The organism is Methylobacterium terrae (assembly GCF_003173755.1).
Classification (GTDB): Bacteria; Pseudomonadota; Alphaproteobacteria; order Rhizobiales; family Beijerinckiaceae; genus Methylobacterium; species Methylobacterium terrae.
The window spans coordinates 3,525,839-3,540,379 of record NZ_CP029553.1 but is presented as its reverse complement, the minus strand read 5'-3'; the positions used below and the strand labels follow the sequence as shown (position 1 = coordinate 3,540,379).

General features: G+C 72.4%; 15 protein-coding genes. 5 read left to right on the top strand and 10 right to left on the bottom strand.

The genetic code is table 11. From position 1 onward, the window contains the following. Nucleotides 1-85: 85 nt before the first annotated feature. Nucleotides 86-1,156 carry a malate/lactate/ureidoglycolate dehydrogenase gene (locus DK419_RS16250; protein ID WP_109959998.1) on the top strand — a complete coding sequence of 357 codons (1,071 nt, stop codon included), beginning with the start codon at nucleotides 86-88 and terminating at the stop codon, nucleotides 1,154-1,156. 21 nt (nucleotides 1,157-1,177) lie between these two features. Here the strand turns inward: DK419_RS16250 and DK419_RS16245 are convergent, their stop codons facing one another. Further along, a complete protein-coding gene (locus tag DK419_RS16245) occupies nucleotides 1,178-1,591 on the bottom strand; it encodes a type II toxin-antitoxin system VapC family toxin (protein WP_109959997.1) in 414 nt (137 codons plus the stop codon). Further along, the gene (locus tag DK419_RS16240) at nucleotides 1,588-1,815 is read right to left on the bottom strand and encodes an antitoxin (protein ID WP_109959996.1); all 228 of its coding nucleotides are present in this window, start codon (nucleotides 1,813-1,815) and stop codon (nucleotides 1,588-1,590) included. Before DK419_RS16240 ends, DK419_RS16245 begins: the two co-directional genes overlap by 4 nt. 146 nt (nucleotides 1,816-1,961) lie before the next feature. Here DK419_RS16240 and DK419_RS16235 point away from each other — a divergent pair, with 146 nt between their 5' ends. Further along, a complete protein-coding gene (locus tag DK419_RS16235; RefSeq protein ID WP_109959995.1) occupies nucleotides 1,962-2,981 on the top strand; it encodes an SMP-30/gluconolactonase/LRE family protein in 1,020 nt (339 codons plus the stop codon). Between the two features lie 286 nt (nucleotides 2,982-3,267). Here the strand turns inward: DK419_RS16235 and kce are convergent, their stop codons facing one another. Beyond that, entirely contained in the window at nucleotides 3,268-4,197 is a 930-nt protein-coding gene (gene kce / locus DK419_RS16230) for a 3,5-dioxohexanoate:acetyl-CoA acetone transferase (protein ID WP_109959994.1), read from the bottom strand. An 11-nt stretch (nucleotides 4,198-4,208) separates the two neighbouring features. Then, nucleotides 4,209-5,135, bottom strand: coding sequence for a 3-hydroxyacyl-CoA dehydrogenase (locus DK419_RS16225; protein ID WP_109959993.1), 927 nt, complete (start codon nucleotides 5,133-5,135; stop codon nucleotides 4,209-4,211). 211 nt (nucleotides 5,136-5,346) lie between these two features. On the opposite strand from DK419_RS16225, the gene DK419_RS16215 reads away from it, so the two are divergent. After that, a complete protein-coding gene (locus tag DK419_RS16215) occupies nucleotides 5,347-6,036 on the top strand; it encodes a GntR family transcriptional regulator (protein ID WP_109959992.1) in 690 nt (229 codons plus the stop codon). 30 nt (nucleotides 6,037-6,066) lie between these two features. After that, nucleotides 6,067-6,834, top strand: a complete 768-nt coding sequence (locus DK419_RS16210) for an SDR family oxidoreductase (protein ID WP_109959991.1) — start codon at nucleotides 6,067-6,069, stop codon at nucleotides 6,832-6,834. A gap of 118 nt (nucleotides 6,835-6,952) precedes the next feature. On the opposite strand, the gene DK419_RS29830 is transcribed toward DK419_RS16210, so the two are convergent. The 4 genes from DK419_RS29830 to purD form a co-directional block, all read right to left on the bottom strand. Continuing rightward, nucleotides 6,953-7,075 (bottom strand): hypothetical protein, encoded by a 123-nt coding sequence (locus DK419_RS29830; protein ID WP_280818801.1) that lies wholly within the window; start codon nucleotides 7,073-7,075, stop codon nucleotides 6,953-6,955. A gap of 84 nt (nucleotides 7,076-7,159) precedes the next feature. Further along, nucleotides 7,160-8,053 (bottom strand): EamA family transporter RarD, encoded by an 894-nt coding sequence (rarD, locus tag DK419_RS16205; protein ID WP_109959990.1) that lies wholly within the window; start codon nucleotides 8,051-8,053, stop codon nucleotides 7,160-7,162. A 115-nt stretch (nucleotides 8,054-8,168) separates the two neighbouring features. Next, nucleotides 8,169-9,077 carry an alpha/beta fold hydrolase gene (locus tag DK419_RS16200; RefSeq protein WP_109959989.1) on the bottom strand — a complete coding sequence of 303 codons (909 nt, stop codon included), beginning with the start codon at nucleotides 9,075-9,077 and terminating at the stop codon, nucleotides 8,169-8,171. 69 nt (nucleotides 9,078-9,146) lie between these two features. Further along, a complete protein-coding gene (purD, locus tag DK419_RS16195) occupies nucleotides 9,147-10,436 on the bottom strand; it encodes a phosphoribosylamine--glycine ligase (protein WP_109959988.1) in 1,290 nt (429 codons plus the stop codon). A gap of 187 nt (nucleotides 10,437-10,623) precedes the next feature. On the opposite strand from purD, the gene xseA reads away from it, so the two are divergent. Then, the gene (gene xseA, locus DK419_RS16190; protein ID WP_109959987.1) at nucleotides 10,624-12,192 is read left to right on the top strand and encodes an exodeoxyribonuclease VII large subunit; all 1,569 of its coding nucleotides are present in this window, start codon (nucleotides 10,624-10,626) and stop codon (nucleotides 12,190-12,192) included. Nucleotides 12,193-12,456: 264 nt separating this feature from the next. Here the strand turns inward: xseA and DK419_RS16185 are convergent, their stop codons facing one another. Further along, nucleotides 12,457-13,173: a DUF1013 domain-containing protein gene (locus tag DK419_RS16185; RefSeq protein ID WP_109959986.1), complete on the bottom strand. Its 717-nt coding sequence runs from the start codon at nucleotides 13,171-13,173 to the stop codon at nucleotides 12,457-12,459. A gap of 317 nt (nucleotides 13,174-13,490) precedes the next feature. Then, nucleotides 13,491-14,435 (bottom strand): ribose-phosphate pyrophosphokinase, encoded by a 945-nt coding sequence (locus tag DK419_RS16180; RefSeq protein WP_048433046.1) that lies wholly within the window; start codon nucleotides 14,433-14,435, stop codon nucleotides 13,491-13,493. Between the last annotated feature and the right edge of the window lie 106 nt (nucleotides 14,436-14,541).

The following is a 14,541-nucleotide window of genomic DNA, read 5'->3' as shown; positions in this document are numbered from 1 at the left end:
CGCGGGCGCCGGCGCGGCCATTCTCCCGCGCGCCAGAACGCGGCCGCGCCGGCGGCCGCCAGAACCAAGAAACCGGGAGGATCCCATGCAGATCTCAGCCAGCGGCCTGACGGCTTACGTGCGGGACGTCTTTTCGCGCGCCGGCTGCTCGGAGGCCGAGGCCGAGCGGATCGGCCGCTACCTCGTCGCCGCCAACCTGACCGGGCACGACAGCCACGGGGTGATCCGGGTGCCGCGCTACGTCGCCTGGCTGCAGGAGGGGGAGGTCGACGCCGACAAGACCCCGGAGATCGTGACCGACGGCCCGGCCTTCGCGCTGATCGACGCCCATTACGGCTTCGGCCAGACTGCCGGCCCGTTCGCGACCGAGCTCGGCATCCGCAAGGCGCGCGAGAACGGCGTCGCCATCGTGGCCCTGCGGCATGCCGGCCATCTCGGCCGCATCGGCGAGTGGGCCGAGCAGGCGGCCGCCGCCGGCCTCGTCTCGGTGCATTTCGTCAACGTCGCGGGCAGCCTCCTCGTCGCGCCGTTCGGCTCGGTCGACCGGCGCTTCTCGACCGCCCCCTTCGCGGCGGGCTTCCCCGTCCAGGGCGCCGAGCCGGTGATCCTCGACTTCGCCACCTCGGCGGTCGCCGAGGGCAAGGTGCTGGTCGCCTCGCAAGGGGGCAAGACGCTGCCCGACGGCGTCCTGATCGAGCCCGACGGGCGTCTGTCGAGCGATCCCGCGACCCTCTACGGCCCCCTCGACGGCCCGGAGCGCGACAACCTCAAGGGCGCCGGCGCGATCCGGGCTTTCGGCGAGCACAAGGGCTCGGGGCTGGCGCTCATGTGCGAGTTGCTCGCCGGCGCGCTCACCGGGTCGGGCACGGCGGGGCCGGGCGCGCGGCGGTTCTGCAACGGGATGCTCTCCCTCTACATGACGCCGGAGGCCTTCGGCTCCGAGGACGCGATGGTGCGCGAGACCCGCGCCTATCTCGACTTCTTCAAGGGCGCGCGGCCGGTGCCAGGCGGCGAGGTGCTGCTGCCGGGCGAGCCGGAGCGCCGGACGCGGGCCAAGCGCCTGGCGGAGGGCGTGCCGCTGCCCGATCCGGTCTGGGAGACGCTGCTGGTGGCGGGACGGCCGTTCGGGCTGGATGGGGAGGCGTATCGCACGTGATGTAGCGGATCCGGGCGGCCCTCATTGGGCCGTCCAATCCTCGATGACGAGACCGGGCACGCGGCTGAACTCACCGACATTGCCGGTCACGAGCGTGAGGTTGGCCGCGAGAGCGTGCGCGGCGATCCAGACATCGTTGTTGCCGATCAGTTGGCCTTGTCGTCCGAGCATGGCCCGGAGTCCGCCATAGCGGCGGCCGGTTTCCTCGGGCTCAGCGATCTCGATCGGAACGACGGCGACCAATCGGGCGAGGACTGCGAAAGCGCTGTCCCGATCCACGCTCTTCTCCGCCCCAAAGCACAACTGTCCGTAAGTCACTGGCGACATGACGGCTTCGCCGATGCGGAGCGCAGTCAATCGAGCGACGACCGAGCGTGGCCGCCTGCGCCGGAGCGCGATGATGACGTTCGTATCGAGCAGGTAGCGAGGCTTCACAGGCCCTCGCGCTCCTGCGGCGGGCCATCGTGCAAATCGGTCAGCATGTCGGCGGGCATGCTGTCGATGATGTCGAGGAGCACGGAGAGATTGGCCGGGCGCTCGCGCAGGACGACTTCGCCGCCACGGCGAAAAATCTCGACCTCGTTGCCGTCGAAGCGGAATTCTCGCGGCAGTCTGACGGCTTGGCTGCCTCCGGACGTGAAGAGCTTCGCGACGGTCATGACGCCTCCGTATATACACTGCATATATACATCGGTCGCCCGATCGCCACAACGGCGGTCGGGCTGTCGAAAACCACGAGACATGGGCCCCCGCTTCCGTACAATCCCCCCGTCCGGCGCGAAGACCGGACGGGAGGAGACGAGTGATGAACCGACGTGACGTCCTCGCGGGCGCCGCCGCGCTTACCGCGACCACGGTCGCGGCGCGGGCCGACCGGCTGCCCCTCGGCGACCTGCCGGGCACCCGCTATCCCGACCCGCGGGTCGAGGCGCTGGACAAGCGCTTCCGCTACAAGGTCGGCAACGCCGCCATCGAGCGCATCGCCACCGGCTTCCGCTGGGCCGAAGGCCCGGTCTACTTCCGGGACGGCGGCTACCTCCTGTGGAGCGACATCCCGAACAACCGGATCATGCGCTGGCTCGAGAACGGCCATGTCAGCGTCTACCGGGCGAACTCGAACTACTCGAACGGCAACACCCGCGACCGCCAGGGCCGGCTCATCACCTGCGAGCACGACACCCGGCGGGTCACCCGCACGGAGCCGGACGGCAAGATCACGGTGCTGATCGACAAGTTCGACGGCAAGCCGCTCAACGCCCCCAACGACGCGGTGGTGGCCTCCGACAACGCGGTCTGGTTCACCGATCCGGGCTACGGCATCGACGGGTTCTACGAGGGCCACAAGGACAAGGCGGAACTCCCGACCCGGGTCTACCGCCTCGATCCCTCGACCGGCCAGGCCAAGGTGGTGGCGGAGGGCATCGACCGGCCCAACGGGCTCGCCTTCTCGCCCGACGAGAAGATCCTGTACGTCGTCGATTCCGGCGCCACCCATGGCGGGCGGGCCAACATCCGCGCCTTCACCGTCGAGGGCGACAAGCTCACCGGCGACCGGGTCTTCGCGGAAGGATTCTCGCCGGGCTTCACCGACGGGGTGCGCACCGACGTCGACGGCAACGTCTGGTGCTCGATGGGCTGGGCCGATCCGAAGGAGGACGGGGTGCGCTGCTACACCCCGTCCGGCGACCTGATCGGCAAGATCCACCTGCCGGAGACCTGCGCCAACCTGTGCTTCGGCGGGCCGAAGAAGAACCGGCTGTTCATGACGGCGAGCACGTCGGTCTACGCGGTGTACGTCGAGACGCAGGGAGCGATGGTGCCGTAGAGGCGAATTTTTATATCTGCTGCACTGAACGCACGGAGCGCATGAACCCTCCCCCCTCTGCGGGGGAGGGTGCCCCGCGGCGAGTGCGCAGCACTCGTGCCGGGGCGGGAGAGGGGACACCGCATCCGGGGAGATCGCGACCATTCTGAAGGGCGCCACGTCGATCAGCGTCGCGCTGCCCCTCTCGGCGGGACTTCGTCCCGCTGCGCTCGCTCCGCTCGCCACCCTCCCCCGCCGGGGGGGAGGGTTCACGCGCGGCGCCCGACAGCATACCTACAATCGACGGCTAGAAGTTCACCCGATCCCCGCCCTTCAGGGCAAGGATCTCCCGCGCATCGTCCGGCGTCGCCACGTCGAGCCCGAGCCCCTCGATGATCTGGCGGACCTTCAGGACCTGCTGGGCGTTCGACTCGGCCATCTTCCCGGCGCCGATCCACAGCGAGTCCTCCAGGCCCACCCGGACGTTGCCGCCGAGCGCGATCGCCTGGGCGGCGATGGTCATCTGGTTGCGGCCCGCCCCCAGCACCGACCAGCGGTAATCGGCGCCGAACAGCCGGTCGGCGGTGCGCTTCATGTGCTGGACGTCCTCCGGGTGCTGGCCGATGCCGCCGAGGATCCCGAACACGCTCTGGACGAAGAACGGCGGCTTGATCACGCCGCGATCGGCGAAGTGGGAGAGCGTGTAGAGGTGGCCGATATCGTAGCATTCCACCTCGAACCGGGTGCCGTTCTCGGCGCAGGTGGTCAGGATGTGCTCGATATCCGCGAAGGTGTTCTTGAAGATCCGGTCGCGCGAGCCCTCGAGATACGGCTTCTCCCAGTCGTGCTGGAAGGTCTTGAACCGCTCCAGCATCGGGTAGAGGCCGAAATTCATCGACCCCATGTTGAGCGAGGCGACCTCCGGCTTGAAGTGGGCTGCCGGGCCGAGCCGCTCGTCGATGCCCATGGTGGGGGCGCCGCCGGTGGTGAGGTTCACCACGCAGTTCGAGCGCTGCTTGATCACCTTCAGGAACGGCTCGAAGGCCTCGGGCGACTGATCGGGCTTGCCGGTCTTCGGGTCGCGGGCGTGCAGGTGGACGATCGCCGCGCCGGCCTCCGCCGCGCCGATCGCGGCCTCGGCGATCTCGTCCGGCGTCACCGGCAGGTGCGGCGACATCGAGGGAGTGTGGATCGCGCCGGTGACGGCGCAGGTGATGACGACTTTCCGCTTGGCCATGGTGTGTCCTCCTAAGGTTGGGCGCGCTTGTGCGCCATGAGCGCCGCGAGGCGCGCGTCGCGGCGGCGGCTGCGCTCCACCGCCGGGGCGGGATCGGGACCGCCGTCCCAGGCGGCGACGATGCGGGCGGCGCTCTCGGGCGACCACACCGAGGCCGGGGCCGGATCGGCGGCGAGCCGACCGTAGAAGCCGCCGTAGCGGGCGGCGTAATCGGCCACGCCCCCCGGCGCGTTGAGGTCGATCGTGGCGAAGGGCCCGAGGAACGACCAGCGCAGGCCCAGTCCCTCGGCCACCGTCCGGTCGAGGTCGGCCGGGCTCACCACGCCCTCGGCGACGAGGCGGAAGGCCTCGGAGAGCAGCGCCCCCTGCAGGCGGTTGAGCACGAAGCCCTCGACCTCGCGGTGCACCGTCACCGGCGCCTGGCCGGCGGCCTCGTAGAGGGCGCGGGCGCGCTCCACCACCGCCGGATCGGTCCAGGGCGCGCCGCAGAGTTCCACCACCGGCACCAGGTGGGGCGGGTTGACCGGGTGGCCGACGAGGCAGCGGGCCCGGCCCGCGAGACCTTCGGTGAACAGCGAGGCGACGATGGCCGAGGTCGAGGAGGCGAGGATCGTGTCCGGCGCGCACAGGGCGTCGAGCTCGGAGAACAGCGCGCGCTTGGCCTCCACCGTCTCGGGGCCGTTCTCCTGCACGAGGTCCGCCCCGTCCACCGCCTCGGACAGCGTGGCGCAGGTCCGGATCCGGGCGAGCGCCGCCGGGACGTCGGCGACGAGGCCGTGCCCCTCGAGCTGGCGCAACGCCTCGGCGACGTGGCCGGGCGCGGCGTCGAGCGCCGCGGGGTGGAGGTCGGTGAGGCGGACGGAGAAGCCCGCCCGGGCGAAGACGACGGCCCAGGACCAGCCGATCAGCCCGGCTCCCACGATCGCGACGGTCGGCATGGTGGATGGTCCCTTCGGGCGCGTCACGGCGCGGCCGAACGCCGGTGCGGCGCGGAAGGAGAGCCTTGCGTCATGGTGCGTGTCCTGCCCGGTCCCGCGTCACGGTCGTTGGGGTTGCCGTGATCTGTGATCACACTTAGGCTCGCACCAAACCGCGCCCCTGTCGAGATCTCGGTGGGAGCAAGCAGCGGGTGCTTGAGGGGAGGCGGCGGTGGAGAGCATCGCCCGGATCGGTCGCGTCGCGCACGCCACCCTGGGCGCGCAGGCCTACGACGCCCTGCGCGACCTGCTGGTCGCCGGCGGGCTGGCGCCGGGGGAGCGGGTGTCGCTGCGCATGCTCGCCGAGCGGCTCGGCACCTCGGTGATGCCGGCCCGCGAGGCGGTGTCGCGCCTCGTCGCCGACGAGGCCCTGGAGGTGCTGCCGAACCGCGCCGTCCGGGTGCCGGTGATCACCCTCGCCACCTTCCGCGAGCTGACCCGCGTGCGCATCGCCGTCGAGGGATTCGCCGCGGCGGAGGCCGCGCGCGCCGTCGGGCCCGACGACCTGGCGGCGATCCGGATCCACGACGCGGCCTTCCGCAGCGAGGTCCTGGCGCCCGAGCCGGATCTCGAGCGGGGCATGCGGGCGAACCGCGACCTGCACTTCGCGGTCTACCGGGCCGCCGGCCTGCCCTCGCTCGTCACGATCATCGAGGGCTTGTGGCTGCGCATCGGCCCGGTGCTCAACCTCGACCTGCGCTCCTCGCCCCGCCGCCTCGCCGAGGGCGGGGCGCAGGTGCACCATGCCCGCCTGGTGGCGGCCCTCGCCGCCGGCGACGCGGAGGGCGCCCGCGCGGCGCTCGCCGCCGACATCGCCGGCAGCGCCGGCTTCATCGAGACGACCGGGCGCCTGGCACCCTGAATCTTTCGCCCCGACGACAAGGAGACGACCATGGAGATGGGATTGAGCGGCCTGAAGGTGCTGGTCACCGCGGGGGCGGCCGGCATCGGGCTCGAGGTGGCGCAGGCCTTCGTCGAGGAGGGGGCGCGGGTCCATGTCTGCGACGTCGACCGCGAGGCGCTGGCGGCCCTGCCGTCGGGCATCACCGGAACCTACGCCGACGTGGCCTCGCGCGAGGACGTCGCGCGGCTGTTCTCGGAGGCGCGAGACGCGCTCGGCGGGCTCGACTGCCTCGTCAACAATGCCGGCATCGCCGGGCCGACGGGGCGTGTCGAGGAGATCAACCCGGAGGATTGGGACCGTACCCTCGACATCTGCATCACCGGGCAGTTCAACTGCGTGCGCCTGGCGGTGCCGCAGCTGCGGCAAAGCGCCAACCCGTCGATCGTGAACCTGTCCTCGGTGGCGGGCCGCTTCGGCTTCCCGTTGCGCACCCCCTATGCGGCGGCCAAATGGGCGGTGATCGGCTTCACCAAGTCGCTGTCGCGGGAGCTCGGGCCCGACGGGATCCGGGTCAACGCGGTCCTGCCCGGCATCGTCGCCGGCGACCGGCAGCGCAGGGTGCTGGAGGCCAAGGCGCAGCAGCGCGGGATCAGCTTCTCGGAGATGGAGGCGGCGGCCTTCGCGGCGGCCTCGATCAAGGACTACGTCACCGCCCGCCAGATCGCCGACCAGATCCTGTTCCTGGCCTCGGCCCGGGGCAAGACCATCTCGGGCCAGGCGCTCGCGGTGGACGGCGATCTGCAGATGCTGACCTAGCCGGGCGGATTCGTGTCGCGCGGCGCGCTTTCCACGCGCCGCAGCGATCCCGGGGCCGCGAAGCGGAGCCCGGGACGGCCAGGAGTGTCGGCTCGGTCGCGCCAAGCCGTACGCGCGCTCACGGCAGCCACCGCGCCAGGAACCCGCCCACCGCCACGGCGAACACCGCCCAGGGCCCGAGCACCAGCCAGATCGGGTGCGGCCCGGCCTCGTCCCTCGTCTTCACGTCGTCCAGGATCATCGCGGCCCCCGCCGATTCGTCGCTCCAGGCAGGAAGCCCCGCGATTATGGTTGGACGGGGGAAGCTTGACCGCTGGAGCTTGCGTCAGGCTGGCTCGTCGCCGGGCACGGGCACGGGCTCGCGCGCCGGCGCCGCCGCCGGACGCGGCCGCGCCGCATCGAGGGCGTAGAGCGCCAGTCCCGCCCAGATCAGCCCGAAGACCAGCGCCCGGGACAGCGGCAGCGACTCGCCGTAGGCGAGCACGCTCAGGCCGAGCAGGCAGGTCGGGGAGATGTATTGCAGGAGGCCGATCGTCGAGAGCTTGAGGCGGGCGGCGGCGGCCGCGAACCACATCAGCGGCACCGCGGTGGTGATGCCGGTGAGCATCAGGAGCAGCCACTGCTCAGGTCCCTGGCCGGGCGGCGTCGGCGCGACGGCGAGGTAGGCGAGCGCCAGCGGCAGGAGCGCGAAGGTCTCGGCGCCCAGGCCGAGGATCGGGTCGATCGGCACCAGCTTGCGGATCAGGCCGTAGATCGCGAAGCTGATCGCGAGGGCGAGCGCGACCCACGGCAGGCTGCCGGCCGCCACCACCGCGGCGACGACCCCGAGGGCGGCGAGCGCCACCGCGGCGAGTTGCAGCGGGCGCAAGGCCTCGCGCAGCACCAGGGCGCCGAGCGCGACGTTGACCAGCGGATTGATGAAGTAGCCGAGGCTCGCGTCCAGCATCCGCCCGTTCTGGACCGCCCACAGGTAGAGCGACCAGTTGCCCGCGATGAGCAGGGCGGAGAGCAGCAGGAAGGCGTGGCGGCGCTCGAGCAGGATCCGGGGACCGCGGCGCAGCAGGCGCAAGGCCACGAGCAGCACGGCGATGAACAGGCCCGACCAGACGATGCGGTGGGCGAGGATGCCCCAGGCCGGCACCCCGTCGAGCAGGCGGAAGTGAACCGGGACGACGAGGCCCCAGCTCAGGAAGGCGCCGAGCGCGTAGATCAGACCCACGGATGTTTCCCCCGGGCGTCGGGCGCCCGCCCGGGTTGTGCCGCAGGCGCCGGCACCGGGCTACGGTCCGGGGCGGGGGGCCGGCCCCCGCCCGGCGCGGGTCTGCGAGACGAGGTCAGGACCCGAGGAAGCGCTCCAGCACGGCGAGCGTCGCCTGCGGGTTCTCCTCGGCGACGAAATGGCCGGACGGGACGATCTCGTATTCCGTGCCCTCCGGCGCGAAGGTCCCGGTCCAGGCCTGCCGCACCGGATCGAGGCCGTCCCTGCCGACGAAGCGGTCGGCGACCAGCACCAGGACGGGCCCGGCGAGGCGGCGCCCCTGCGCGAGATCGACCTCGTCGGCGGCCCGGTCGGGGCCCGCCCCGGCGCGGTAATCCTCGCAACTCGCGTGGATGCGCTCGGGCACGTTCCAGCTCTGGCGGTAGAGGTCGAGGGCACCGGGGGAGAACGCGTCGAGGGTGCCGTCGCCGGTCCAGATCCGCAGGAGGTCCTCGTAATAGGGGATCGGCGCGCGGCCGATCTCCCGCTCCGGCGTCGGCGCCGCCTGCGCCAGGAAGCGCCAGTGCGGGTAGGCTCCGGGCTCCCGATCCATCTTCCGCCACTGCGAGACCGTCGGCAGGATGTCGAGGAGGGCGAGGCGGTCGATGCGGCCCGGCTCGTCGAGGGCGAGGCGGTAGCCGACCCGGGCGCCGCGGTCGTGGCCGACGAGGCCGAAGCGGACATGGCCGAGCCGCTCCATCACGGCGACCACCTCGCGGCCCATCTGCCGCTTGGAATAGGCCTCGTGCGCCGGGTCGCCGGCGGGTGCCGCCGACCAGCCGTAGCCCTTGAGGTCGAGGCAGATCACCCGGTGGGTGCGGGCGAGCGCCGGGGCGATCCTGTGCCAGCAGGCGTGGGTCTGGGGGAAGCCGTGCAGCAGAACGAGCGGCGGGGCGTCCTCGGCGCCGCCGGCCCGGGCGAAGAAGCGCCCGTCGGGCGTATCGATCCAGTGCGACGTGAAGGCGGGAAACAGGTCGGCGGGCATCGGGCGCTCCCCACGGTCTTGATGCCCGCGCCGGGGCGCGGGCGAGCCGAGGTTAACGCACGATACGGCTCAGGTCTCCCGCGCCACCGCGCGCCAGCCGATGTCGCGGCGGCAGAAGCCCTCCGGCCAGTCGATCCGGTCGAGGGCGGCGTAGGCCTTGCCTTGCGCCTCCCGCACGTCGCGCCCGAGCGCCGTCACGGCGAGCACCCGGCCGCCATCGGCGACGAGGCGCTCGCCGTCGCGCTTCGTGCCGGCCTGGAACACCAGGGCGTCGGCTGCCTCGGCCGCCGCGAGGCCGCGGATCTCCGAACCCCTGGCGACGGTGCCGGGATAGCCGGGAGCGGCCATGATGACGGTCAGCGCGACCTCGTCGCGCCAGTCCGGCGCGACGCCCGAGAGGTCGCCGTCGGCGGCGGCGGTGAGCAGCGGCACCAGGTCCGAGGCGAGGCGCGGCATCAGCACCTCGCATTCGGGATCGCCGAAGCGGGTGTTGTACTCGATCAGCATCGGGCCGGCCTCCGTCAGCATCAGCCCGGCGTAGAGGATGCCCGAGAACGGCGTGCCGCGCGCCCGCATCCCGTCGAGGGTCGGGCGGATGATCCGCTCCATCACCTCGGCCTCCAGCGCCGGCGTGAGCACCGGGGCGGGAGAGTAGGCGCCCATGCCGCCGGTATTCGGCCCCTTGTCGCCGTCATGGACGCGCTTGTGGTCCTGGGCGGTGCCGAGCAGCACCGCGCGGGTGCCGTCGCAGAGCGCGAACAAGCTCGCCTCCTCGCCGACCATGCACTCCTCGATCACCACCTCGGCGCCGGCGGCCCCGAGCCCGCCGCCGAGCATGCTCTCGACCGCGGCCTCGGCCTGTTCCAGGGTCTCGGCCACCACCACGCCCTTGCCGGCGGCGAGCCCGTCGGCCTTGACGACGACCGGGATGCGGCCGGCGCGCAGGTGGTCGAGCGCCGGCGCGACCTCGCGGAAGCGCGCGAAGGCGGCGGTCGGGATGGAGAAGTCCCGGCACAGTTCCTTGGTGAAGGCCTTCGAGCCTTCGAGCCGGGCCGCCGCGGCGCGGGGGCCGAAGGCCCGGATGCCGGCCGCGTCGAGCGCATCGACGAGGCCGGCCACCAGCGGCGCCTCTGGGCCGACCACCACGAAATCGACGCCCTCGCGCCGGCAGGCGGCGATCACCGCGTCGTGGTCGGCGACGTCGAGGGCGAGGTTGGTGCCGTGCGCCGCGGTGCCCGGATTGCCGGGGGCGATGAGCAGGCGCCGGCAGAGCGGGCTCCGGGCGAGCTTCCAGGCGAGCGCGTGCTCGCGGCCGCCGGAGCCGATCAGCAGGAGGGTGAGGGGGTGCTGGTCGCGCATCGCCGGTCCCGGAACGGAAGGTCTGTCTCGTGCGAGACGTTTAGGGGCGCCGGTGCGGCCCGGCAACCGGGACCGATGCAGGGGGACGTCGAGGCTCGCGGGGGCACTGATGCGCCCGGGACACTGGCGGCCTCAAGCGGCGGGGCGGCCTTCCGCGACCCGGCCGGAGCCGGTAGCCTCGCGCGCGATGTCCGCTTCATCCGTCTCCCTCGCCGCCCCGATCGCCAACGTGCCCGAATGGTCGGTCACCGAACTGGCGAGCGCCCTCAAGCGCACGCTGGAGGACGCGTTCGGGCACGTGCGCCTGAAGGGCGAGATCTCGGGCTATCGCGGCCCGCACGGCTCCGGCCACGCCTATTTCAGCCTCAAGGACGGCGGCGCCAAGATCGACGCCGTGATCTGGAAGGGCACGATGCTGCGGCTGCGCCACAAGCCCAAGGAGGGGCTCGAGGTCGTGGTCACGGGGCGGATCACGACCTATCCGGGCAAGTCCGCCTACCAGATCGTGGTCGATTCGCTCGAGCCCGCCGGCGCCGGCGCCTGGATGGCGCTCCTGGAGGAGCGCCGCCGCACGCTCGCGGCGGAAGGGCTGTTCGACGCCGCACGCAAGCGGCCGGTGCCGTATCTCCCCCTGGTCGTCGGCGTCGTCACCTCGCCGACGGGCGCCGTGATCCGCGACATCCTGCACCGCCTCGCCGACCGCTTCCCGCGCCCCGTCCTGGTCTGGCCGGTGCGGGTGCAGGGGGAGGGGGCGGCCGAGGAGATCGCGGCGGCGATCCACGGCTTCAACGCGCTCGAGCCCGGCGGGGCGATCCCGCGGCCCGACGTGCTGATCGTCGCCCGAGGCGGCGGCTCGATCGAGGACCTGTGGTGCTTCAACGAGGAGATCGTGGTGCGGGCCGCGGCCGCGAGCGCGATCCCGCTGATCTCCGCCGTCGGGCACGAGACCGACGTCACGCTGATCGACCACGCCGCCGACCGCCGCGCCCCGACCCCGACCGGCGCGGCCGAGATGGCGGTGCCGGTGCTGCACGAACTGCTCATCGACCTCGAATCCCTGAGCCGGCGCCATGCCGGCGCGCTCCTGCGCCTCGTCGAGCAGCGCCGGGGGGAGCTGCGCGGCCTCGCCCGCGCCCTGCCGGGCCCCGAGGCGCTGCTGGCGCAGAAGCGCCAGCGCCTCGACCTCGCGGAAGCCCGCCTGGCGCCCGCGCTCGCCGCCAATGCCCGCGACGCGCAAGGCCGCCTCAACCGGGCGCTCCAGGGGCTCGCCCGCAACCCGCCCTCCTTGCGCCTGGCGCGTGCCCGCGAGCGCCTGGCGGCGATCGACCACCGGCCGCGCCACGCGCTCGAGCGGGTGCTGGCGGTGCAGGGCGAGCGGCTGAACGGGGTGTCGCGACGGCTCGACCGGGCGCCGGGGCAGGGGCTGGAGCGCCTGGCCGGCCGGCTGTCGCGGGCGACCGCGCTGTTTTCCAGCCTCAACTATCGCTCGGTGCTGGCCCGCGGCTACGCCCTGGTGCTCGACGGCGCGGGCACGCCGGTCGGCTCGGCGCAGGCCGCGCGGGCCGCCGGGCACCTGACGGTCGAGTTCGCCGACGGGCGGGTGGCGGCTTCCGTCGGGGGCGCGCCCGCACCCGAGACGCCGCCCGAGCCGGCCCGGCCGGCGCCGCGCCGGGCGGCGAAGCGCAAGGAGCCGGCGGCGGAGACGAAAAAGGCGCCCGTGACGGGCGCCGTGCAGGGGTCGCTGTTCGAGAGCTGAGCTCGCCTCGACCCTCCCTCCTCTGCGGGGGAGGGTGCCCGGCTGCGAGTGCGAAGCACTCGTTCGCCGGGTGGGAGAGGGGACGCCGCTTCCGGAAAAGACTGGACCGTTCTGAAGGGCGCCACCTGGATCAGCGTCGCGCCGCCCCTCTCGGCGGGACTTCGTCCCGCTGCGCTCGCTGCGTTCGCCACCCTCCCCCGCAGAGGGGGGAGGGTACAGGCGCGGAGCCGCGGCGGTCCTCTTGAAGCCGCTGTCCAGCGGCCCTCAATACGCGTCGTCGTCCTCGTCCTCTTCGCCCTTCCGCATCGGCTTGAGGCGGGCGAAGACCGAGTCGGCGTCCAGGCGCTCGTCGCGGCCCGGGCGGCGATCCGCGTCGTGGTCCTCGGGCTCGGGCAGGACCGAGAGCTCGGGCGGCATCAGCGTGGCGCCGCCCTCGGCGGACTCGACCAGCGGACGGTCCTTGGCGGCGCGCTGGACCTCGAAGTCGAGGTCGATCTGCGAGCACAGGCCGAGGGTCACCGGGTCCATCGGCTGCAGCGACCCGGAATTCCAGTGGGTGCGCTCGCGGATTTGTTGGATCGTCGACTTGGTGGTGCCGACGAGGCGCATCACCTGCGCGTCCTTCAGCTCCGGGTGGTTGCGCAGCAGCCACAGGATGGCGTTCGGCCGGTCCTGGCGGCGCGACAGCGGGGTGTAGCGCGGGCCCTTGGTGCGCTTGACCTCGGGCAGCTTCACCTTCGACACCGCGACCTTCATGCGGTGGTTCGGATTGGTCTGCGCCCGCTCGATCTCCTCGCGGGTGAGCTGGCCGGTCGAGACCGGGTCGAGACCCTTGATGCCGGCCGCCACCTCGCCGTCCGCGATGCCCTTCACCTCGAGGGGGTGGAGCTTGCAGAAATCGGCGATCTGATCGAAGGACAGCGACGTGTTCTCGACGAGCCACACGGCCGTCGCCTTCGGCATCAACGGTCCCTGGGACATACCACACCTCCTCGGGCGTTCCGGAATCTCGCGGAACGCGGCCTGCCGCTCGTCCGGGAAGCGGCCTTGCAAATACGGGCCCCTCGACGCGACAGGGCGCCCGGGGCGGAACCGGGAGGTCCCGCCGGCGTCCCGGAATGTCAGGACGGCCTGTCTCACGCTGTGAGGGAATCGCCCGTTATATAGGCGCGTCGCAGGCCCGGCGCAAACCGCTTTCGCGGGCCAAGGTGTCGTTCCTTGAGGAGCACGGCTCGGAAGCGCGAGCGGCCCGCCGGTGCGGCGCCGGCGGGCGAAGTTCGTCCGGCCGGTCGGCCGCGTCAGACGAACAGGCTCGAGACGCTCGACTCGTCGGCGGTGCGCCCGATGGCCTCGCCGAGCAGCGGCGCGATCGTGACGACCCGGATGTTGCGCGCGAGCTTGACCGCCGCGGTCGGCTGGATCGAGTCGGTGATCACCAGCTCCTTGAGCTTCGAGGAGGCGATGCGCGACACCGCGCCCCCCGAGAGCACGCCGTGGGTGATGTAGGCCGAGACGTCCTTGGCGCCCTTGGCGAGCAAGGCCTCGGCGGCGTTGACGAGCGTGCCGCCGGAATCGACGATGTCGTCGACGAGGATGCAGGAGCGGCCCTCGACCTCGCCGATGATGTTCATCACCTCGGACTCGCCGGGCCGGTCGCGGCGCTTGTCGACGATGGCGAGCGGCGCGTCGATGCGCTTGGCGAGCGCGCGGGCCCGCACCACGCCGCCGACGTCGGGCGACACCACCATCATGTCGGCGGGTTCGAGCCGCTCCTTGATGTCGCGCACCATCACGGGAGCGGCGAACAGGTTGTCGGTCGGGATGTCGAAGAAGCCCTGGATCTGGCCGGCATGCAGGTCGAGGGTCATCACCCGGTCGGCGCCGGCCTCGGTGATGAGGTTGGCCACCAGCTTGGCCGAGATCGGGGTGCGGCCCGAGGTGCGCCGGTCCTGGCGGGCATAGCCGAAATAGGGCAGCACGGCGGTGATCCGCCGCGCCGAGGAGCGCCGCGCGGCGTCGATCATGATGAGCAGTTCCATCAGGTGATCGTTGGCCGGGAACGAGGTCGACTGGACGATGTACACGTCCTCGCCGCGCACGTTCTCCTGGAGCTCGACGAAGATCTCCATGTCGGCGAAGCGGCGCACCGAGCAGACCGCCAGCGGCTTCTCGAGATAGGCCGCGATCGCCTCGGCCAGCGGGCGGCTCGCGTTGCCGGCGACGATCTTGATCGAGGATTTCATCGTGCTTCCATCGTGGCCCGCGCCGAGAGCCCCGGCGCTGCCGCGCGGCAAGCGTGACCGCGCGCGCCGGGGTGAGGGAGGGATCGCATCGAGCTTCGCGCGATTG